This is a genomic window from Streptomyces clavifer (assembly GCF_036345975.1).
Taxonomy (GTDB): Bacteria; Actinomycetota; Actinomycetes; order Streptomycetales; family Streptomycetaceae; genus Streptomyces; species Streptomyces clavifer.
Genome location: NZ_CP107793.1, coordinates 4,927,472 through 4,948,885 on the forward strand (window position 1 = coordinate 4,927,472; position 21,414 = coordinate 4,948,885).

Consider the following 21,414-nt stretch of genomic DNA (forward strand, 5'->3'; position numbering starts at 1 on the left):
GGACATGACCCCCCAATCCCCCGCACCGGCAGGCCGCCGTCGGCACCGAGGGGGCGCGCGATGAGGGTTCTGCTGCTCGGAGCCAACGGATTCCTCGGCCGCTTCGTCGCCGACCGCCTGCTCGCCGACCCCGCCGTGCACCTCACGGCACTCGGCCGCGGTGACGACGCCGACGTACGGTTCGACCTCGCCGGCGGCAGTCCCGGAGCGCTCACCCGCTTCCTGGACGCCGTCCACCCCGGAGTCGTCGTCAACTGCGCGGGGGCCACCCGCGGGGGCGCCCGGGACCTCACCCGCCACAACACCGTCGCCGTCGCCACGGTGTGCGAGGCCATGCGCCGCAGCAGCTGCAGCGCGCGGCTCGTCCAGGTCGGCTGCGCCTCCGAGTACGGGCCCTCCCAGCCCGGCTCGTCCACCGCCGAGGACGCCGTCCCCCGCCCCGGAGGCCCGTACGGCGTCAGCAAGCTCGCCGCCACCGAACTCGTCCTCGGCTCGGGGCTCGACGCGGTCGTCCTGCGGGTCTTCTCGCCGGTCGGGCCCGGCACCCCGGCGGGCTCCCCGCTCGGCCGGCTCGCCGAGACGATGCGCCGCGCCATGCAGTCCGGCGATCCGGAGCTCAAGCTCAGCGGCCTCGGAGTGCAGCGCGACTTCGTCGACGTACGGGACGTGGCGCGGGCCGTGCACGCCGCCTCGCTCTCCGCGGCCCAGGGCGTCGTCAACATCGGCACCGGCCGGGCCGTCCGGCTGCGCGACGCCGCGGCGGTCCTCGCCCGGGTCGCCGGATACGCGGGTGCGCTCCACGAGCTGGACACGCCCCCGGCCCGGCTCCCCATCGGCGCACCCCGCGCCTCCGCGGAATCCGTGGTCGAGCACCTCTCGGCGACACCCTCCCCCTACCCCGACGGCTGCGGAGCCTGGCAGCAGGCGGATGTCCGCACGGCCCGGGACCGGCTCGGCTGGCGCCCCCGGATCAACCTGGAGGAGTCCCTCGCCGACATCTGGATGGAGGCGGCGTGCCGTATCTGACCAGCACCGGTGCCGCCGTGCGGACCAGCGGTGCGGAAGGGCTCGGCGTCGGTGTGCCCGGCTACGCCCATCCGCTGCTCGCCCCCGCCGAATGGGCGGAGCTCGGCCGCCCCGGCACACCGCTGCACTGGGCGGTGCTGAACATCGACGACGGACCGGGCACCCGCCCCGACCCGCACTGCCTGGAGGCGGCCGGCCGGCTCCGCAACGCACGCGAACGGGCCCTGCACGGCGAGGCCCCGGACGACACCGTCCGGGCGGCGGGAGGCAGGCTGCTGGGCCACCTCGACCTGGACTTCGGCAGCCGCCCCTTCAGCGAGCTGGTCGCCGACGCCCGGTCCTTCCTCGACTGGTACCGGGTCGGCGGCTTCTACCTCGACCGCTGCCCGGCCGATCGCGCGGACCTCCCCGCCGTCCGCCGGCTCACCAGCACCCTGGCGGCCCTCCTGGACGACAGCGACAGCGCGGACGAGGAGGGCGGGCGCCTGGTCCTGGGCCCCGGCACCCACCCGTACCCGGGCTACGCCGAGGCCGCCGACCAGCTGGTGACCTTCCGGGGGCCCTGGACGGACTACCGCTGGTCCCAGGTGGCCGAGTGGACGGCGGCGTACGAGCCGGCCCGCTTCGCGCACTTCGTCCACGGGGTCCCGCGGACGCATCTGGAGGAGGCGATGCGCGTCGCCCGCTGGCAGGGCGCGGGCACGATCTTCTTCACGGACCGGGACGGCACGAGGGGACAAAACGATCCATTCGCGGCACTGCCCAGCTACTGGGACGAATTCGTCTCGCGGATCGGACCGGGTATCTCGGAATGAGGAGGGGCGTGGCAGTGTTACGGCAGAACAACCGTACGTAGATGAAGTACGTAGAAACCGACCACCTGCATTGTTGAGGTTCCTGTGTCGCTGCCACCCTTGGTCGAGCCAGCTGCTGAGCTCACCGTCGACGAGGTCCGCAGGTACTCCCGCCACCTGATCATCCCGGATGTCGGGATGGACGGACAGAAGCGGCTGAAGAACGCGAAGGTGCTCTGTGTCGGAGCCGGCGGCCTCGGCTCGCCGGCTCTGATGTACCTGGCCGCGGCCGGTGTCGGCACGCTCGGCATCGTGGAGTTCGACGAGGTCGACGAGTCGAACCTGCAGCGCCAGATCATCCACAGCCAGGCCGACATCGGCCGGTCCAAGGCCCAGTCGGCCAAGGACTCGGTGGTGGGCATCAACCCGCTGGTGAACGTGGTCCTTCACGAGGAGCGGCTCGAAGCCGAGAACGTGATGGACATCTTCGCCCAGTACGACCTGATCGTGGACGGCACGGACAACTTCGCCACCCGCTATCTCGTCAACGACGCCGCGGTCCTGCTGAACAAGCCCTACGTGTGGGGCTCGATCTACCGCTTCGACGGCCAGGCGTCGGTCTTCTGGTCCGAGCACGGTCCCTGCTACCGCTGCCTCTACCCGGAGCCGCCGCCCCCCGGCATGGTCCCGTCCTGCGCCGAGGGCGGTGTCCTGGGCGTGCTCTGCGCGTCCATCGGATCCATCCAGGTCAACGAGGCCATCAAGCTGCTCGCCGGTATCGGTGACCCGCTCGTCGGCCGGCTGATGATCTACGACGCCCTGGAGATGCAGTACCGCCAGGTCAAGGTCCGCAAGGACCCGGACTGCGCGGTCTGCGGCGAGAACCCGACCGTCACCGAGCTCATCGACTACGAGGCCTTCTGCGGCGTCGTGTCCGAGGAGGCCCAGGAGGCGGCGGCCGGCTCCACGATCACTCCCAAGCAGCTCAAGGAGTGGATCGACGGGGACGAGAAGATCGAGATCATCGACGTCCGCGAGCCGAACGAGTACGAGATCGTCTCGATCCCGGGTGCCAAGCTGATCCCGAAGAACGAGTTCCTGATGGGCGGTGCCCTGCAGGACCTGCCGCAGGACAGGCGCATCGTCCTGCACTGCAAGACCGGTGTCCGCAGCGCCGAGGTCCTCGCGGTCCTCAAGTCGGCGGGCTTCGCCGACGCGGTGCACGTCGGCGGCGGCGTGATCGGCTGGGTCCACCAGATCGAGCCCGAGAAGCCGGTCTACTAGAAGCGCGGCGGTACACACGAGGGGGCCGGCTCCGCACGGGAGCCGGCCCCTTCGCGTGCGGGGACCGTCAGGAGCACGTCCGTCCGTCGGCCGGGACCTTCCCGTCCAGGAAGTAGGCGTCGACGAGGGACGTCACGCATCCGCTCCCGCCGTACGAACCGTGCCCCTCACCCTCGTTGGTCAGCATGACGCCGACACCCTCACCCAGCTCGTCCGCCATCCGCTGCGCCCCCTCGTACGGTGTCGCCGGGTCCCCCGTCGTACCGATGACGAGGATCGGAGCGGCCCCCGGGGCGCTCGCCTCCGGGGTGTCGTGCTCCCCCTCGACCGGCCACCGGGCACACCAGCCCGCGGTGTCCCACGCCAGGAACGGTCCGAAGACCGGAGACAGCTCCCGGAACCCGGGGACCAGCGCCCGGGCCTCGGCCGCCGTCGGCCTGGCCCTGGTGTCGGCACAGGAGATCGCCCGCTGGGAGTGGCTCTGGGTGTCGTAGTGCCCGTTCTCGTCACGGCCGTTGTACGAGTCGGCCAGTTGCAGCAGCCCGTCGCCCGTGCCGCTGTTCTCGGCCTCGTCGAGCGCCTGTGTCAGCTGCGGCCAACTGCTCCTGGAATACAGGGGCGTGACGATGCCTGTGAGGGCGAGGGTCTCGTTGAGCCGGCGGCCGGAGGAGGTCGGCAGCGGGTCGCCGTCGATCCGCCGCAGCATCTCGGCTATCCGCCGCGTACCCGCCTCCGGGTCCTGGCCGCGGTCCTTCAGGTAGTTCTCCAGCGCCCGCCGGAAGCCGGTCGCCTGGTTGCGCGCGTGGCCCACCGTGTCCGCGGTCGGGTCGACGACGGCGTCCAGCACCACCCGCCCCACGTTCTCGGGGAAGAGGTGGGCGTAGGTCCCGCCGAGCTCCGTACCGTAGGAGATGCCGAAGTACGACAGCTTCCGGTCGCCGAGCGCACGCCGGATCGCGTCCATGTCCCGGGCGGCGTTCGTCGTGCCGACGTGGGGGAGCACCGTGCCGGAGAGGCGCGCGCAGCCGGCACCGAAGTCCGCGCCGTCCTCGACGAACGCGGCCTCTTCCGCCGGCGTGTCCGGGGTCATGTCGATCCCCCGGAGGGCCTCCTCCTGCTCCTTGTCGTCGCGGCAGCGCACCCCGCTGCTGCCCGCGACCCCGCGAGGATCGAAGCCCACCAGGTCGTAGCGCGTGTTGAGCTTCTGGTACGAACCGGCGGCGCGCGGCAGGATGTCGACGCCCGAACCACCGGGTCCGCCGAAGTTGAAGAGCATGGAACCGATCCGCTCGCTCTTCCGTGTGGCCTCTTTGCGGATCAGTGCGATCCCGATCGTGTCCCCGTCCGGCTTCGCGTAGTCCAACGGCACGTCGACGGTGGTGCACCGCCAGGCGTCGCCGGGCTCCGTGCCGCCCTCCGGGGCCGCGCAGCGCTTCCAGTCCGGCTGCCCCGGCCCGGCCTGGTCGGGCCGTGCCGAAGACGGACTGTCGCACCCGGCGAGGACCCCCGTCACCAGCAGGGCCGCTCCGGTCAGGACCGCGGCCCGCCGGGCCCGTCCGTGTAGGCGCATGTGCGTTCCCTCCCCGATGCCCGAAGGCCGGTACCGCGAGGGCGGTGGGGCACGCGCCGGGCGTTGCATGGAGCCGCCATGCTAATCGCCGCTGCGCACCGCCGATCGACGGGCGGGCGCAGGGGCCGGGGGAGGGGCTAGTCGCAGACGGTGCCCGAGGCCGGTACCTTCCCCTCCAGCAGGTAGCCGTCCACCGCCTTCTGCACGCAGGAGCTGCCCCCGTTGTAGGCGCCGTGGCCCTCGCCCTTGTAGGTGAGCTCGATCCCGACACCCCTGCCCAGCTCCGTGGCCATCGCCTTGGCGCCCGCGTACGGGGTCGCCGGGTCCCCGGTGTTGCCGATGACCAGGATCGGGGCCGAGCCCGGGGCGCTGACGTCCGGCGTCTTCCAGGCACCGGCGACGGGCCAGCCGGTGCAGGACATCAGCCCCCAGCCCAGGTAGTCGCCGAAGACGGGGGACGCCTTGCGGAACGCGGGGAGTGCCGCCCTGGTCTGCTCCAGGGTGAACCGCTGTGCGGAGTCGGCACAGTTGATGGCCGCGTTGGCGGCGTTCGAGTTGTCGTAGTGGCCGTCCTCGGTGCGGCCGTTCAACGAGTCGGCGAGCGCCAGCAGCAGTCCGCCGTTGCCACCGTCCGCCTCGTCGAGACCCTGTTCGAGCAGGGGCCAGGTCTCCTTCGAGTACAGGGCCGATGCGATGCCGGTGGTGGCCTGGGTCTGCGTCAGCTCCCGCTCGCCCAGTCCCGGGACGGGGTTCTTCTCCAGCTCGGCCAGGAGATCCGCCATCCAGTCCTGGACCTCCTGGGCCGTCGTTCCGGGGAGCTTGCAGTCGTCGCGCTCCGCGCAGTCGGCGGTGAAGTTGTCCAGGGCGAGCTGGAATCCCCTGGCCTGGCCGATCGACGACTGCTCGGCGTCCTCCGTCGGGTCGACGACGGCGTCCAGGACGGCCCGGCCCACGTTCTTGGGGAACAGGTGGGCGTAGACACCGCCCAGCTCGGTGCCGTACGAGATGCCGAAGTAGTACAGCTTGTCGTCGCCGAGCACCTGGCGCAGCAGGTCCATGTCACGGGCGGCGTTCGTCGTGCCGACGTAGGGCAGCTCGCCCCCGGAGTTCTTCTCGCAGTCCGCGATGTACGACTTCAGGTCGTCGACGAAGGCCTGCTCCTCCTCGGCGTCGTCCGGGGTGCCGTCCATCTCGTACCGCGCGTCGAGCGTCTCGTCGTCGGAGCATTCGACGCCCTCGCTGCGGCCCACTCCGCGCGGGTCGAAGCTCACCAGGTCGTAACGGGTCCGCAGTGTGTCGTACGCCGTGCCGAAGGACGGCAGGGTGGCGACACCGGAAGCGCCCGGGCCGCCGAAGTTGAAGACGAGCGAGCCGATCCTGCGGTCCTGGTTCCGCGCCGCGGCGCGGATGAGTGCCAGCTCGATGGTCCGGCCGTCCGGATCCCCGTAGTCGAGGGGCGCGTCCATGAAGGAGCACTGCCAGGTCGCTCCGCCCGGCAGGGGCGAGGGCGTGGTGCCGCTGCCCTGGGCCGGGCTCGGGGCGGGGCAGGGCTGCCAGTCCAGCTTCTGGTCGGCCAGCTTCCGCGGCGTCGCCGTGGGGGACGCGGTCGACGCGGTGGACGGCGTCCCCCGGTCCGCGCCCCCGCCGTCCCCGTCCGAACAGCCGGCCAGCGGCATGAGCACGGTGGCGGCGAGGGCAGCGGCGCGCAGGGCAGGGGAAGTCCTCATGGCCCCATCGTGCGGCGGGGCGCGAGGGACCGCGCGGGGCGCGGTCCATGCGAGTGGCCCTAGAGCTCGCCCCTGCGGGTCAGCTGGTTGAAACAGATCCAGCCCGGCAGTACCGGCAGCCACAGCGTCATCACGCGGTACAGCAGTACCGCCGGTGCCGCGACCTCCTTGGGCAGGCCGACCGCGATCAGCCCGAGGGTCAGCGCGCCCTCGACCGCGCCCATACCGCCCGGGGTCGGCGCGGCGGAGCCCAGGGCGTTGCCCGCGAGGAAGACCACCGCGATGCTGGCGTAGCTGAGCTGCGGGACGTCGGGACCGCTGAACGCGCGGATCGACGCGTCCAGGCAGAGCACGAACAGGCCGGTCAGCAGCAGCATGCCGCCGATGCCGGTGACCAACTTCTGCGGACGCTGCACGACGTCCAGCATGCGCGGTACGACTCCGGCGAACAGCGAGCGCACCCGCGTCACGACGAACTTCCGCAGGAAGGGGATCGCCGTCACCACCAGCACGAGCACGGCGACGGTGAGCAGTCCCGCGATGACCGTCCTCGACGGGGTGAGGGAGTCGGGCGTCTTCTCCGTGCCGGTCAGATAACCGAACAGGGCGAGCAGCAGGATGTGGCAGCCGAGACCGAACAGCTGGGAGGCGCCGACACTCGCGACGGCGAGCCCGGGGCGTACCCCGGCGCGTTGCAGGAAGCGCGTGTTCAGCGCCACACCGCCGACCGCGGCCGGCGCGACGATCTTCACGAAGGACCCGGCGACCTGGGCCAGCACCGTCTTGCGGAACGGCACCCGCTCGGGCACGAAGCCCAGCAGGCTCATGGCCGCGGCGACGTAGCTCAGGGCGGAGAAGCCCAGGGCCGCCGCCACCCAGCCCCACTCCGCCTGCTCCACCACCGTGCCGAAGTCGGCCTCGGTGACCTGGGAGATCAGGAAGTACGCGGCGATCGAACCGGCGATGAAGCTGAACAGGGTGCGCGGCTTGATGCGCTCCAGACGCACGGGCTCCACCGGGGCCTGGGGCCGGATGAGCAGCACCTGCCGGCGGATCTGGGCGAGCAGGTCCTCCTCGCGGGCCTCGTCCAGGGCATCGTCGATCGCCCGCTTCTCGGCCTGCTTCTCGGTGCGCAGCGACTTGCGGACCGTCTTGCGGACCGTCTTGCGGTCGCCGGAGGCCGACGCGTCGTGATCCGCCGCCTTCGCCTGCTTGGCCTCCTGCGACGCCTCCAGCACGGCCTCCCGCTCGCGCTGCGAGCGCTCCCGGGCGATCCTGCGCAGCGTCGCCCGGGTGGAGCGGCTCAGCGCGATCGGCTGGAGCAGGGGCAGCGAGTCCGCGACGGCGTCGGGCCCGAGCACCGCGAGCGCGCCCGCGACGGCCCGTTCGGCGCCCACCCGCAGACCGGTGGTGGTGAGCAGCTGGGCGACGTCCATACGCAGGATCAGGTCGCCCGCGGCGATCTCCCCGCCGCGCAGGTCCGTGACGAACACCGTCCCGGAACGATCAACCATGATCGCGTCCCCGGTGAGCCTGCGGTGCGCGATCCGCCGTGACTGCAGCGCCCGCACCTGACGCCAGGCGCCCTGCAGCAGGTCGTCGGTGATCTCCTCGTCCTCCAGGGCGTCGAGCGAGCGTCCGCCGATGTGCTCGTACACCAGCATCACGGCGTCGGGGCCCAGCTCGGAGGTGGCGATCAGCTTGGGGGCGTTGGCCCCGGCGGCGATCGCCGCGTACGCGAGCAGCGCCTCCTGCTCGAGGGCCTGGCGCAGCGACTGGATGGAGCGGCGCTGGGTGATGCTGCGCAGGGTGAGTCTGCGCCACACCCGGTAGAAGAAGCCCGAAGCCTGCTGTTCACGGTCGACGACCGTCACATCGAGCGGTGGACCGTCCTCCAGGGTGACCAGATAACTTCGGCCCCGGTCGCTCTGCTCGACGCTTTCCGGCGCGTCCTCGTCGCGCATGGCGGCGACCGGACGGAAGCCGACGTGGCGCAGACCGGCCATCAGGTGCTGGCCGGTCGGACGGACGTTGGGTGAGCCGACCGCGTAGAGCGTGCCGTACGCCACGGTCCAGCCGATGAGTACGGTGAGGACGATCGAGAACGGTGTGGTGTACCCGCCGACCAGCATCGCGAAGGCGTCCAGCAGCAGCACCACCCACAGCACGACCCGCCAGCGCGGTCTGCGCGCCATCCCGACCGCCGTCATGTACGCGATGACGGGCGCGAGATAGCCGTGCACGGGGTCGGTGAGAGCGTCACCGGGCTGGGGCTGGGTCAGCGCGTCCCGGATCGTCCCGGAGGCCGACCTGGCGACCCAGAGGTCCGTGGCCAGCGTCACCCCGTGGGCCAGTACGGCGGCGAGCACGCCGTCCGCGATGCGCAGCCCGTCGCGTTTGACGAGACGCTCGATCGCGAACGCGACCGGTACGAGCAGGACGGCGATGCTGGACACCAGCCCGGCGAGCTTGATCAGTAGATCGGGCGCCTGGTCCGTGCCCTTGGAGATGTCGTCCTCGAGGCCGGTGGTGGTGCCCTGGGCGAAGGCGGCGATGGAGAAGAGCAGGGCGATCGCGAGGACACCGACCAGGAGCCGCAGCAGATCGGAGGGGCGGTGCACCCGGGCGGGCAGCAGCGGCTCGTCGCCCGATACGCGGTCGGTCGGCCCGGTGCCGGCGGACGCCAGGGTCGATCCCGCGAGATGCTCCTCGGACGGCTCGGGAGAGCCCTCGGCATCCGGGGCGCCGGCACCCGCGGGGCGCGGCTCGGCATCAGAGGCGTCGGCCGCCTTCGGTGGCTGCACGCCCTGCTCCTTCGTCGCCTCTGATTGGTCTTCGTGTTCTCGTATCACCGGTCACCGCCCGCATGATGGTGGCACGGCGTGCAGACAGAGGGGGGCATCAGGGTGCATTGCACGGGCGCGCGAGGGGCAACATACGCTCCTTCGCCCCTGCCCGCACGCTGTGTGATCAGTGTGATACCGAACCGGTACGGCTGTCGGTGGCGTACGGCAGGATGGGGCGGATGAGCAGAGACCGGACGAGCGGCGGCGCCGCACCCGCGGCCCGGGAGGCCGCCGAGCTGCCCCCGTACGCGGAGCGGGTCCTGGACGTCGCCGATCTGATCCCGCCCGGCCGCGTGATGACGTACGGCGACGTCGCGGAGTGGCTCGGGGACGGCGGGCCGAGACAGGTCGGCCGGGTCATGGCGCTGTACGGCTCCGCGGTGCCGTGGTGGCGAGTGGTGCGGGCCGACGGGGCCCTGCTGCCGGGGCACGAGCTGCGGGCGCTGGACCGCTACCGCGAGGAGGGCACACCGCTGCGCGGCGCTCCACGGAGTGCGGAAGGTCACCTTCCGCGCCTCGACATGAAACGCGCCAGGTGGGACGGCGAGGCCGGCGGACACGGTCCGGACGGGGGCGAGGAAGCTCACATCCGACAGCTTCGGCCATCGGACCCCGCCGGGACAGGCGCCGGGCCGGTGGGCGAGACGCCCGGAGCCGACGGCACCCGCACGTGACGAGGGACGCAGCCCACTCACCGCGTTCCGCCCCGCCGCTGGCGTAGCGTCGTCCACGCGCCCCGCGCCCCTCTCCCTCGTCCCATCCGTCTTTCCGTACACCCGTTGTCCCAGCCACCCGTCGTGCTCGGCCCACCCGTCGTACCGGCGCACCCGGCGAGCGGGCAGACCGGGAACACCCACCAGGACCGGCGATCCACGTGAGCTCCTCCTCCACCACCCGGAACAGCCCGCACCGCCAGACACGGCGGCGGGCCCCGGGTGCGTACCGGCTGGTGCGCACCCCGCCGGGCTCCGTGGAACCCCCTCTTCTGGACGCACCGCAACGTGCGGTGGTTGACCACCCGGGCGGTCCGCTGCTGGTTCTCGCCGGACCGGGCACGGGCAAGACCACGACACTCGTCGAGGCGGTCGCGGCGCGGGTGGCCGCGGGGACCGATCCGGCCCGGATCCTGGTCCTCACCTTCAGCCGCAAGGCGGCGGTCGAACTGCGCGACCGGATGGCGTCCCGGATGGGCGGCACCCGCGGGCCGCAGGCCACCACCTTCCACTCGTACTGCTACGCCCTGGTCCGCGCCCACCAGGACGCCGACCTGTTCGCCGATCCGCTGCGCCTGCTCTCCGGACCCGAACAGGACGTCACGGTCCGTGAACTTCTCGCCGGGCAGCTCGGCCTGGAGAAGGCGGGGCTCGCCCATGTCCGGTGGCCCGACGAACTGCGGGCCTGTCTGACCACCCGGGGTTTCGCCGACGAGGTGCGTGCGGTGCTGGCCCGAAGCCGCGAACTGGGTCTCGGCCCGGACGCCCTCGCCGCGTTCGCCCGCCGCACCGGCCGGCCGGACTGGAGCGCCGCCGCGCAGTTCCTCGCCGAGTACCTGGACATCCTCGACGCCCAGGGCGTCCTGGACTACGCGGAGCTCGTCCACCGGGCGGTCCTGCTCGCCGAGCGGCCCGAGGTCTCGGCCCTGCTGGCCCGCAGTTACGACGCCGTGTTCGTCGACGAGTACCAGGACACGGACCCGGCCCAGGTGCGGCTGCTGCACGCGCTGGCGGGCAACCGGGGGAGCGCCCCGGGCACCGGGGGCGGCCGGACGCTGATCGCCTTCGGCGACCCCGACCAGTCGATCTACGCGTTCCGGGGCGCCGACGTGAACGGCATCCTCGACTTCCCCGACACCTTCCGCCGGGCCGACGGCGGGCCCGCCCCGGTCGGTGTCCTCACCACCTCGCGCCGCTCCGGCGCCCAGCTGCTCGCAGCCACCCGGCTGCTCACCCGCCGCATGCCGCTCACGCGCCTGCCCTCGGACAAGGTCCGCGCCCACCGGGAACTGGCCGCCGTGCGGGACGGCGGACACGTCGAGACGTACACCTATCCGACGGCCTCCACCGAGCTGGAGAACATCGCCGACCTGCTGCGGCGCGCACATCTGGAGGACGGTGTGCCGTGGCGGGACATGGCCGTCCTCGTACGCGCCGGCGGCCGATCGATTCCCGCCGTGCGCCGGGCGCTCACCTCCGCGGGCGTACCGCTGGAGGTGGACGGGGACGATCTCCCGCTGCGTCATGAGCCGGCGGTCGCCCCGCTGCTGACCGCGCTGCGCACGGTCGCCAGGGCGGCTCTGGAGGGTGCCGCCGCGACTGACGGGGGCGACGACGGCGGCAGGGACGGCGACGGCGACGGCGATCGGGGCGCCGACGGCGGCAGGGGCGACGGCGACAGGGGCGGCGACGGCACCAGTGATCATGACGATGATGTGGTGTCCGTCCTCCTGAGCGGCGCGGACGCGGACGATGACGCGGACACGGCCTCCGACAGGCCCGCGGATACGGCCTCCGACGCGCCTGCGGATCCGGCCTCCGACGCGCCCGTGGAGGCGGGCTCCGCCGCGGGCACGGACGGCGGATGGCTCGACAACGAGACCGCCCTCACCCTTCTCACCTCCCCCCTCGGCTCCATGGACGCCGCCGATCTGCGCCGTCTCGGCCGTGCGCTGCGCGACGAGGAGCGGGCCGCCGGCAATCGCGTACCGCCCCCCTCGGGGCAGCTGCTGGCCCGGGCGCTGGCCGAGCCCGAGCGGCTCGTCACACACGATCCGGCGTACGCCCGGGGCGCCCAGCGCCTCGGCGCACTCCTGCGGAAGGCCCGCGAGCTCCTCCAGGGCGGCGGCACCGCCGAGGAGGCCCTGTGGACCCTGTGGAACGGCACCCCCTGGCCGGGCCGGCTGGAACGTGCCGCGCTGCGCGGCGGCGCCGGTGGCCGGAACGCCGACCGGGACCTCGACGCCGTCTGCGCCCTCTTCGAGACCGCGGCCCGGGCGGAGGAGCGCACCGGGGGACGTGGCGCACTCAACTTTCTGGAAGAGGTCGACGCCCAGGACATCGCCGCCGACACCCTCTCCCGGCGCCATGTGCGCCCCGACGCCGTGCGCCTGATGACGGCCCACCGTTCCAAGGGGCTGGAGTGGCGTCTGGTCGTCGTCGCGGGGGTGCAGGAGGGCCTCTGGCCCGACCTGCGCCGCCGCGGCTCGCTGCTGGAGGCGGACCGGATCGGGCGCGACGGGCTTGCCGAACCCCTCACCCCGGGGGCGCTCCTGGCCGAGGAGCGCCGCCTCTTCTACGTCGCGGCGACCCGCGCCCGTGAACGTCTCGTCGTCACCGCGGTCAAGGCCCCCGCGGACGACGGCGACCAGCCGTCCCGCTTCCTCGGTGAACTCGGGGCCGAACCCCGCGACGTCACCGGCCGGCCACGGCGCCCCCTGGCCGTCGCCGCGCTCGTCGCCGAACTCAGGGCGACGACCGTCGACCCCGCCGCCTCGGCCGCCCTGCGCGACGCGGCCGCCCACCGGCTCGCGCGCCTCGCCGCGCTCACCGACGACGAGGGCCATCCGCTCGTTCCCGCGGCCCATCCGTACCGCTGGTGGGGACTCGACGAACCGACCCGCTCCGAGATCCCGCTGCGCGACCGGGACCACCCCGTCGCGCTCTCCGGGAGCGCGCTCGACCAGCTCGCCAACACCTGCGCCCTCCAGTGGTTCCTGGGCCGCGAGGTGAAGGCCGACGCCCCGGCCACGGCCGCGCAGGGCTTCGGCAACGTGGTCCACGTACTGGCCGACGAGGTGGCCTCCGGACGCACCGCCGCCGATCTCGACGTCCTGATGGAGCGCCTGGACTCCGTGTGGAACGGCCTCGTCTTCGACGCCCCGTGGAAGTCCCGGCAGGAGAAGGACCAGGCGCGCGCCGCCCTGGAACGCTTCCTGCGCTGGCACGTCATGGACCGGGCCGGACGCACCCCCGCCGCCAGTGAGCACGACTTCGACGTGACCCTCGAAGCGGGCGAGTACGCCGTGCGCATCCGGGGGTCCATGGACCGGGTCGAGCAGGACACCGAGGGCCGGGCGTACGTCGTCGACTTCAAGACCGGGAAGGGGGCGCCCACCAAGGACGAGGTGGCCGCGCACCCCCAGCTCGCCGTGTACCAGCTGGCGGTCAGGGAGGGGGCCGTCGACGAGGTCTTCGACGGCCGGCGTCCCGATTCAGGCGGCGCCGAACTCGTACAGCTGCGCCAGCCGGCCCCGAAGAAGGAGGGCGGCGACGCCCTGCCCAAGGTGCAGGCCCAGGAACCGCTGTCCGGGGAGTGGGTCTCCGGGCTGCTCGCGACGGCGGCCGGCCGTGTCCTGGACGAACGCTTCACCCCCACGACCGGCCAGCACTGCGCCCACTGCACCTTCCGGGCCTCGTGCAGCGCACAGCCCGAGGGTCGGCAGGTCATCGAGTGACGTCCCGCACGTCCCACCCGGTGAGCTGCCCGGACAGGCCCCGGTGACGTCCGGACGGGACGGCTCTGTCGGTCCCTCCGGTTAGCCTCTGTGGAGTGTCCCCGCGTATCACCGACCCCGAGCAGCTCAAGGAGCTCCTGGGGATCCCCTTCACCCCGGAGCAGACGGCCTGCATCATCGCGCCGCCCGCCCCGCAGGTGATCGTGGCCGGAGCCGGCTCAGGGAAGACCACGGTGATGGCCGCCCGGGTGGTCTGGCTGGTCGGTACCGGGCAGGTCGCCCCGGAGCAGGTCCTCGGCCTGACGTTCACGAACAAGGCGGCGGGCGAGCTCTCCGAGCGGGTCCGCAGGGCCCTCGTCGCGGCCGGGGTCACCGACCCCGACGTCATCGACCCGGACAACCCCCCGGGCGAACCCAGCATCTCCACGTACCACGCCTTCGCCGGCCGCCTGCTCACCGACCACGGTCTGCGGATCGGGCTCGAACCCACCACCCGCCTGCTCGCCGACGCCACCCGCTACCAGCTCGCCGCCCGGGTGCTGCGCGAGGCCCCCGGCCCCTACCCCGCGCTGACCAGGTCCTTCCCCACCCTTGTCAGCGACCTCCTGGCCCTGGACGCCGAGCTCGCCGAACACCTCGTACGGCCCGAACAACTGGCGGAGTACGACACCGAGCTCCTGCGCACACTCGAAACGGCCCGACTGACCAACGCCGAGCTGCGCACGATTCCCGAGACGGCCCGGGCCCGCCGCGAGCTCCTCGAGCTGACCCGGCGCTACCGCGCGGCCAAGCGCAGCCGCGACCTCCTCGACTTCGGCGACCAGATCGCCCTCTCGGCGGAGCTGGCCCTCACCCGGCCCGAGGTCGGCGCCGTCCTGCGCGACGAATTCCGGGTGGTCCTGCTCGACGAGTACCAGGACACGTCCGTGGCCCAGCGCCTCCTCCTCGCCGCGCTCTTCGGCGGTTCGGGCGAGGGCACGGCAGGTCACGCCGTCACCGCCGTCGGCGACCCGTGCCAGGCCATCTACGGCTGGCGCGGCGCCTCCGTCGCCAACCTCGACGACTTCCCCCACCACTTCCCGCACGCCGACGGCACGCCGGCCACCCGGTACTCCCTCAGCGAGAACCGCCGCAGCGGCGGACGCCTCCTCCACCTCGCCAACGGTCTCGCCGACCCCCTGCGCGCCATGCACGAGGGAGTCGAGGCCCTGCGCCCCGCGCCCGGCGCCGAGCGGGACGGCATGGTCCGGTGCGCCCTGCTGCGGACGCACGCCGAGGAGATCGACTGGCTCGGCGACTCGCTCGCCCACCTCGTGCGGACCGGCACCGCACCCGGGGAGATCGCCGTCCTGTGCCGGACCGCCGGGGACTTCCCCCGGATCCAGGCCGCCCTCGTCGCCCGGGACATCCCGGTGGAGGTCGTCGGCCTGTCCGGACTGCTGCACCTCCCGGAGGTCGCCGACCTCGTCGCGGTCTGCGAAGTGCTGCAGGACCCCGGGGCCAACGCCTCCCTGGTCCGGCTGCTGACCGGTCCGCGCTGGCGGATCGGCCCCCGGGACCTCGCCCTCCTGGGGCGGCGCGCCCGCCTCCTCGTCCACCGGGCCTCGCACGGCGACGACGACTTCGACCCCGACCGCCGCCTCGCCGAAGCCGTCGAAGGCATCGACCCGGCCGAGGTCATCTCGCTCGCCGACGCCCTCGACACCTTCCTGGAGTTCGGGGGCGCAGAAGACGACCGGCTGCCGTTCTCCGCCGAGGCCCGTGTCCGCTTCGCCCGCCTCGCCACCGAGCTCCGGGACCTGCGCCGGTCGCTGGCCGACCCGCTCATGGACGTGCTGCACCGCGTCCTCGCCACCACCGGCCTCGAAGTGGAACTCTCCGCGTCGCCGCACGCCCTGGCAGCCCGCCGCCGCGAGACCCTCGCCAACTTCCTGGACGTCGCGGCGGGCTTCGCCGCGGTGGACGGCGAAGCGTCCCTGCTCGCCTTCCTCGGCTTCCTGCGCACCGCCGCGCAGTACGAGAAGGGACTGGACAACGCCCTCCCCGGCGGCGAGAACACGGTCAAGGTCCTCACCGCGCACAAGTCCAAGGGTCTGGAATGGGACGTCGTCGCCGTGCCGGGGCTGGTCACCGGCCAGTTCCCCAGCGGCCGGTCCCGGGACGCCTGGACCTCGCAGTCCAAGGTGCTGCCGCACGCCCTGCGCGGTGACACGGCAACCCTCCCGGTCGTCCACTCCTGGGACGCCAAGGGCATCAAGGCCTTCAAGGACGAGATGAAGGCGCACCAGCACACCGAGGAGCTCCGCCTCGGCTACGTGACCTTCACCCGCCCCCGCAGCCTGCTCCTCGGCTCCGGCCACTGGTGGGGCCCCTCCCAGAAGAAGACCCGCGGCCCGTCGGCCTTCCTGGACGCGCTGTACGAGCACTGCGCGGCCGGACACGGGGAGATCGAGGTCTGGGCGGACGAACCCGGCGAGGACGAGGAGAACCCGGCACTCCAGGAGGACGACGCGGACCAGGCCTGGCCGCTCCCGCTCGACAGCACGGCCATGGCCCGCCGCCGCGCCGCGAGGGACACGGTGCTCGCCCACCTGGAGGCCCTGGCGGCCACGCCTGTGCCGGACCTGTACGACGTCGCGCCGGCGCACGACGAGGAGCCTGCGTACGACGACGGTGCGTACGAGGAACCCCCGTACGACGACGCTGCGTACGGCGAGGAACCCCCGTACGACGAGGAGCCCCCGTACGAGGAGTCGCCGTACGCAGAGGCCGACGAGCACCTCCCCGGCCCCTTCCCGGACGGTGGGCCCTCCCGTCCGCGGGTCCCCGCCCCGCACGTTCCCGCAGCCCGGGCACCCGCGGACGCCGGCCTGACACCGGAGGAGTCACGCGCCCTGGCCTCCTGGGACCGGGACCTCGACGCCCTCGCCGGTGAGCTGCGCCGGGCCCGTGCGACCGTGCGCGACGTCCTCGTACCGGCTTCGCTCTCCGCCACCCAGCTGCTGCACCTCGCCGACGATCCGGAGGGCTTCGCCCGGGAGCTGGCCCGCCCCATGCCCCGGCCCCCGCAGCCCGCGGCCCGCCGGGGGACACGCTTCCACGCCTGGGTGGAGTCCCGGTTCGAGGAGCTGCCGCTGCCCCTGCTCGGCCCGGACGAACTCCCCGGGGGCGACGAGAACGACGCGGAGATCGCCGACGAACGCGACCTCGCAGAACTCAAGGAGGCCTTCGAGCGCACCGCGTACGCCCGCCGCACTCCGTACCGCGTCGAGACGCCGTTCCAGATCACGCTGGCCGGCCGGGTGATCCGTGGCCGGATCGACGCGGTGTACCGCACGGGCGACACCTACGAGATCGTCGACTGGAAGACCTCCAGGCACCGCACCGCCGACCCGCTCCAGCTCGCCGTCTACCGTCTGGCCTGGGCGGAACTGCACGATCTGCCGCTGGAGGCCGTCACCGCGACCTTCCTCTACGTCCGCACGGGGGAGACCGCCCGACCCACCGCTCTGCCGGGCCGGACAGAGCTGGAAAAGCTTCTGCTGGACGAGCCACCTGCGCAGGGCCGATAGGCTCAGGAGTATGAGCGACACCCCGGACAGCGCCGTCCGTACGTACACCGAGCAGCACCGCGCGGCTTTTCTCGACGACCTCGCCGAGTGGCTGCGCATCCCGTCCGTATCCGCTCAGCCGGAGCACGACGGGGACGTACGGCGCAGTGCCGAGTGGCTGTCCGCCAAGCTCGCCGAGACCGGGTTCCCGGTCACCGAGATCTGGTCCACGCCCGGTGCCCCGGCGGTCTTCGCCGAGTGGCCGTCCGACGATCCGGACGCACCGGTCGTCCTCGTCTACGGCCACCACGACGTGCAGCCCGCGGCCCGCGAGGACGGCTGGGACACCGACCCCTTCGAACCGGTGATCCGCGACGGCCGGATGTACGGACGCGGTGCGGCCGACGACAAGGGCCAGGTGTTCTTCCACACGCTGGGCGTCCGGGCACACCTCGCCGCCACCGGCCGCAGCACCCCGGCCGTGCACCTCAAGCTCCTCGTCGAGGGCGAGGAGGAGTCCGGCTCGCCGCACTTCCGCGCACTGGCCGAACAGCGCGCCGCGCGCCTCGCCGCGGACGTGGTGATCGTCTCCGACACCGGTATGTGGGACGAGGACACCCCGACCGTCTGCACCGGCATGCGCGGTCTCGCCGAATGCGAGATCGAGCTGCACGGCCCCGGCCAGGACATCCACTCCGGATCGTTCGGCGGCGCCGTCCCGAATCCCGCGACGGCCCTCGCCCGCCTCGTCGCCGCACTCCACGACGCGGAGGGAAGGGTCACGGTCCCCGGCTTCTACGACGGTGTGGCCGAACTCACCGGATCCGAGCGGGCCCTCTTCGCCGAGCTGCCCTTCGACGAGGACGCCTGGTTGCGCACCGCCGCCTCGCGGGCCACCGCGGGCGAGGCGGGCTACTCCACGCTGGAGCGCGTCTGGGCCCGTCCCACCGCCGAGGTCAACGGCATCGGCGGCGGCTACCAGGGCGCGGGCAGCAAGACGGTCATCCCCTCGTCAGCCCTGGTCAAGCTGAGTTTCCGGCTGGTGGCAGGCCAGGACCCCGACCGGGTCCAGGACGCGGTCAGGACCTGGGCCGAGGCACAGGTCCCGGCCGGCATCCGCCACCGGATCACCTTCGCCCCCGCCACCCGCCCCTGTCTGACCCCGCTGGACCACCCCGCCCTCCAGGCAGTGGCCCGGGCCATGGGCAAGGCCTTCGAGAAGAAGGTCCTCTTCACCCGTGAAGGAGGCTCGGGCCCCGCCGCGGACCTGCAGGACGTACTCGGCGCACCGGTCCTCTTCCTGGGCATCTCCGTACCGTCCGACGGCTGGCACGGCCCCAACGAGAAGGTCGAGCTCGACCTCCTCCTCAAGGGCGTGGAGACGACCGCCCATCTGTGGGGCGAGCTGGCCGCAGTACCGCGCTGAATCCTCTGAACACCCGATCCGTCCCCCGGGGGAGTGGGAAGCACTTGTGAGCACCTTCGACAACGCCACCGCAGACCGTCCGATCGGTCTCACCGCGCCCAGCGGCATCGACCGCGCCGCGCACCACCGGCTCGACGAGGCCTGGCTCGCCGCGGCCTGGAGCCACCCGACCACCAGAGTCTTCGTCGTCTCGGGCGGCCAGGCGCTCCTCGACGACACCCCCGACGGGGGCACCGAGCTCGTCATGACGCCGTCCTTCGAGGCGCCGCTCACCGAGACCCACCGCTACTTCCTCGGTACCGACGAGGACGGCGTGTGCTACTTCGCGCTTCAGAAGGACACCCTCCCCGGCCGCATGGACCAGTCCGCGCGACCCGCCGGACTGCGTGAGGCCGGGCTTCTCCTCGGCCCTCGCGACGCCGGACTGATGGTGCACGCGGTGGCCCTGGAGAACTGGCAGCGGCTGCACCGCTTCTGCTCCCGCTGCGGCGAACGCACCGTCATCGCAGCGGCCGGTCACATCCGCCGCTGCCAGGCCTGCGGCGCCGAGCACTACCCGCGGACCGACCCCGCGGTGATCATGCTGGTCACGGACGACCAGGACCGCGCGTTGCTGGGGCGCCAGGTCCACTGGCCGGAGGGCCGCTTCTCGACGCTCGCCGGCTTCGTCGAGCCCGGCGAGTCGATCGAGCAGTCGGTGGCCCGCGAGGTGTTCGAGGAGGCCGGCGTCACTGTCGGCGAGGTCGAGTACATCGCCAGCCAGCCCTGGCCGTTCCCCTCCAGCCTGATGCTCGGGTTCATGGCGCGCGCCACGTCCTCGGAGATCAACGTCGACGGCGAGGAGATCGAGGAGGCCCGCTGGTTCTCCCGCGAGGACCTGTCGGCGGCCTTCGAGTCGGGCGAGGTGCTGCCCCCGTTCGGCGTGTCGATCGCGGCACGCCTCATCGAGCTCTGGTACGGCAAGCCGCTTCCCAGGCCGGGCAGCTTCGGCTGACGACTCGGGGTGGTGCCGGTGCGGGTGGTGCGGGTGGTGCGGGCGAGCGGTGCGTGTGCGCGCGCTGCGGACGGTGCCGGGTGCGGTCCCGGAGGTCACCCGGCCGGGTCCGTGCCCCGCACGGCTCTGTAAAGTCCGCGGTCATGCCCGGACAGAGCGTCCTCCGCGACGCGACCATCAACGCCGTCATGGCCCACGCCGGCCGTTCGACACTGGCCTTCAAGGCGGCGCACACGGACCGCCAGTACGCGACGGCCTTCTGGTTCAACGATCTCGTCGAATCCACGCCCGACTCCGAGGTCATCAGGCAGTACCTCGTGACGGCGGCGGAGGCGACGCGCCACGACACGGCCGAGCTGACGCTGCGTCCCGAGTTGTGCGAACCGGTCATGAGCGCGGAGAAGCTGCTCATGACGGACTTCGCCGACGGATGGACCGTCCTCGGTGACCTGGGGGTCGCCGTGATGCCCACGGCGGGCCTGCACGCCCACGGCAGGCGGAAGGGCTGGAGCTGGACGACCGACGAGATCACCGACGGTCTGGCCGCTCACCACGAGGACATCGCCGGGATCGGTGACGGGCCCCTGCCCGCCTACATCCTGGGCCATGACGTGGAGGAGACGAGCGGAGAGAGGCAGCAGGCCGTCGTCGTGGGCCACGTGGCACGCGGGCAGGACGGCCACATCCGCTGGGACTCCACCGTGCCCGAGGGGTGCGTGGGTGCTCCGGTCTTCACGGGGGACGAGCTCGGGGGCGACAGTTTCAAGCTGGTCTGCGTCGGGCTCGTCCTGCCCGGTGAGAAGCAGAACCGGATAGCGACCTTCGACCTCATCAGGACCGCTGTGCGGGAAGCGGCCGCGTCGGCAACGGTACCGACGGCGGAGCCGATCACGGAGTCGGCTGCGGAACCGGGCCCGGACCAGGGCACGGAACGCCGCCCGAGCTGGTGGCGGAGGAAGCCCCGCAAGCGCTGACGGCTGCTTGCCCGGCTGCCCGGCGCCGGCCTGCTGCTTGACCTGGGCCGGCGAGGGGTTCGGCAGTCAGAGCACGTCTGGTGGGTACCGGAACAGTGTCCGACCTGCGGAAACGTTCACGTGCTCTCGTATCCATTTCGCCCCCGGCGGGGGTCGTTGCCGCGCAGGGCGCACGACGCCGCCCGAGGCTTTCCGGTCATGTCCTGCCTGATGCTCCCGATCACGCGGGGTGGGGAGCACGGGCTGCGTTCCGCCCCTATACACAGCGCCGCCCCCTCCGGTGGCCTCGACCGAAGGGGGCGCAGCGCCGGAGGAGCATCAGACCGCGAGAGCCTGCTTCACCTGTGCGAGGCTCGGGTTCGTCATGACGTGGTGCTCGCCACCGTCGGCGGGAACGACCAGGACGGTGGGAACCGTCTGGTTTCCGCCATTGGCCTTCTCGACGAAGGCCGCCGAATCCGGGTCCAGCTCGATGTTGACCTCGGTGTACGCGATGCCTTCGCGGTCCATCTGGCCCTTGAGCCGGCGGCAGTAGCCGCACCACGTGGTGCTGTACATCGTCACAGTGCCCGGCATGTCGCTGGACTCCCTTGTCTCGTCCGTCTCGCTGGATGCGGGACCGCACGTACGCGCACGCTCCCGCAGGGAGGAACGTACGGGACCTGACCACCATTCCCGGAGACCCTCCGGCGGTTACGGCGACCGGCACAGCGGCTCCCCGCCCGTTACGGCGACCGGCACAGCGGCCGCGAGGTACCGGTACGACGAACGG

At 72.6% G+C, this 21,414-nt stretch carries 13 protein-coding genes; 9 read left to right on the plus strand and 4 right to left on the minus strand.

The genetic code is table 11. The features are described 5' to 3' along the window. Positions 1 to 60 precede the first annotated feature (60 nt). From OG927_RS21720 to moeZ, 3 genes are all read left to right on the plus strand, one after another. Positions 61 to 1,026 carry an NAD-dependent epimerase/dehydratase family protein gene (locus tag OG927_RS21720; RefSeq protein ID WP_056794003.1) on the plus strand — a complete coding sequence of 322 codons (966 nt, stop codon included), beginning with the start codon at positions 61 to 63 and terminating at the stop codon, positions 1,024 to 1,026. After that, positions 1,014 to 1,841, plus strand: a complete 828-nt coding sequence (locus tag OG927_RS21725; protein WP_056794005.1) for a spherulation-specific family 4 protein — start codon at positions 1,014 to 1,016, stop codon at positions 1,839 to 1,841. Before OG927_RS21720 ends, OG927_RS21725 begins: the two co-directional genes overlap by 13 nt. A gap of 84 nt (positions 1,842 to 1,925) precedes the next feature. Beyond that, entirely contained in the window at positions 1,926 to 3,104 is a 1,179-nt protein-coding gene (gene moeZ / locus OG927_RS21730; protein WP_056794007.1) for an adenylyltransferase/sulfurtransferase MoeZ, read from the plus strand. A gap of 67 nt (positions 3,105 to 3,171) precedes the next feature. Here moeZ and OG927_RS21735 read toward each other — a convergent pair whose 3' ends face one another. The 3 genes from OG927_RS21735 to OG927_RS21745 form a co-directional block, all read right to left on the minus strand. Beyond that, on the minus strand, positions 3,172 to 4,674 hold the full coding sequence (locus OG927_RS21735) for an alpha/beta hydrolase (RefSeq protein ID WP_330320656.1): 1,503 nt from the start codon (positions 4,672 to 4,674) through the stop codon (positions 3,172 to 3,174). A 137-nt stretch (positions 4,675 to 4,811) separates the two neighbouring features. After that, positions 4,812 to 6,401, minus strand: coding sequence for an alpha/beta hydrolase (locus OG927_RS21740; protein WP_330320657.1), 1,590 nt, complete (start codon positions 6,399 to 6,401; stop codon positions 4,812 to 4,814). A 59-nt stretch (positions 6,402 to 6,460) separates the two neighbouring features. Then, a complete protein-coding gene (locus tag OG927_RS21745; protein ID WP_330320658.1) occupies positions 6,461 to 9,205 on the minus strand; it encodes a lysylphosphatidylglycerol synthase transmembrane domain-containing protein in 2,745 nt (914 codons plus the stop codon). 221 nt (positions 9,206 to 9,426) lie between these two features. Between OG927_RS21745 and OG927_RS21750 the strand changes: the two genes are divergently transcribed. The 6 genes from OG927_RS21750 (at position 9,427) to OG927_RS21775 (ending at position 20,642) form a co-directional block, all read left to right on the plus strand. Next, entirely contained in the window at positions 9,427 to 9,921 is a 495-nt protein-coding gene (locus OG927_RS21750; RefSeq protein ID WP_124281237.1) for an MGMT family protein, read from the plus strand. Between the two features lie 200 nt (positions 9,922 to 10,121). Further along, entirely contained in the window at positions 10,122 to 13,697 is a 3,576-nt protein-coding gene (locus OG927_RS21755; RefSeq protein ID WP_330320659.1) for an ATP-dependent helicase, read from the plus strand. A 95-nt stretch (positions 13,698 to 13,792) separates the two neighbouring features. Beyond that, positions 13,793 to 17,269: an ATP-dependent DNA helicase gene (locus tag OG927_RS21760; protein WP_330320660.1), complete on the plus strand. Its 3,477-nt coding sequence runs from the start codon at positions 13,793 to 13,795 to the stop codon at positions 17,267 to 17,269. A gap of 10 nt (positions 17,270 to 17,279) precedes the next feature. Next, positions 17,280 to 18,674 (plus strand): dipeptidase, encoded by a 1,395-nt coding sequence (locus tag OG927_RS21765; protein WP_330320661.1) that lies wholly within the window; start codon positions 17,280 to 17,282, stop codon positions 18,672 to 18,674. 46 nt (positions 18,675 to 18,720) lie between these two features. Then, positions 18,721 to 19,668 carry an NAD(+) diphosphatase gene (gene nudC / locus OG927_RS21770; RefSeq protein WP_056794024.1) on the plus strand — a complete coding sequence of 316 codons (948 nt, stop codon included), beginning with the start codon at positions 18,721 to 18,723 and terminating at the stop codon, positions 19,666 to 19,668. Positions 19,669 to 19,811: 143 nt separating this feature from the next. Further along, positions 19,812 to 20,642 (plus strand): hypothetical protein, encoded by an 831-nt coding sequence (locus OG927_RS21775; RefSeq protein ID WP_330320662.1) that lies wholly within the window; start codon positions 19,812 to 19,814, stop codon positions 20,640 to 20,642. Between the two features lie 318 nt (positions 20,643 to 20,960). On the opposite strand, the gene OG927_RS21780 is transcribed toward OG927_RS21775, so the two are convergent. Next, positions 20,961 to 21,218 (minus strand): mycoredoxin, encoded by a 258-nt coding sequence (locus tag OG927_RS21780; RefSeq protein WP_056794029.1) that lies wholly within the window; start codon positions 21,216 to 21,218, stop codon positions 20,961 to 20,963. Between the last annotated feature and the right edge of the window lie 196 nt (positions 21,219 to 21,414).

Coding starts and splice junctions, on each gene's coding strand:
- OG927_RS21720 (WP_056794003.1), top strand. CDS start 61: ATGAGGGTTCTGCTGCTCGGAGCCAACGGATTCCTCGGCCGCTTCGTC.
- OG927_RS21735 (WP_330320656.1), bottom strand. CDS start 4,674: ATGCGCCTACACGGACGGGCCCGGCGGGCCGCGGTCCTGACCGGAGCG.
- OG927_RS21740 (WP_330320657.1), bottom strand. CDS start 6,401: ATGAGGACTTCCCCTGCCCTGCGCGCCGCTGCCCTCGCCGCCACCGTG.
- OG927_RS21750 (WP_124281237.1), top strand. CDS start 9,427: ATGAGCAGAGACCGGACGAGCGGCGGCGCCGCACCCGCGGCCCGGGAG.
- OG927_RS21765 (WP_330320661.1), top strand. CDS start 17,280: ATGAGCGACACCCCGGACAGCGCCGTCCGTACGTACACCGAGCAGCAC.
- OG927_RS21775 (WP_330320662.1), top strand. CDS start 19,812: ATGCCCGGACAGAGCGTCCTCCGCGACGCGACCATCAACGCCGTCATG.
- OG927_RS21780 (WP_056794029.1), bottom strand. CDS start 21,218: ATGCCGGGCACTGTGACGATGTACAGCACCACGTGGTGCGGCTACTGC.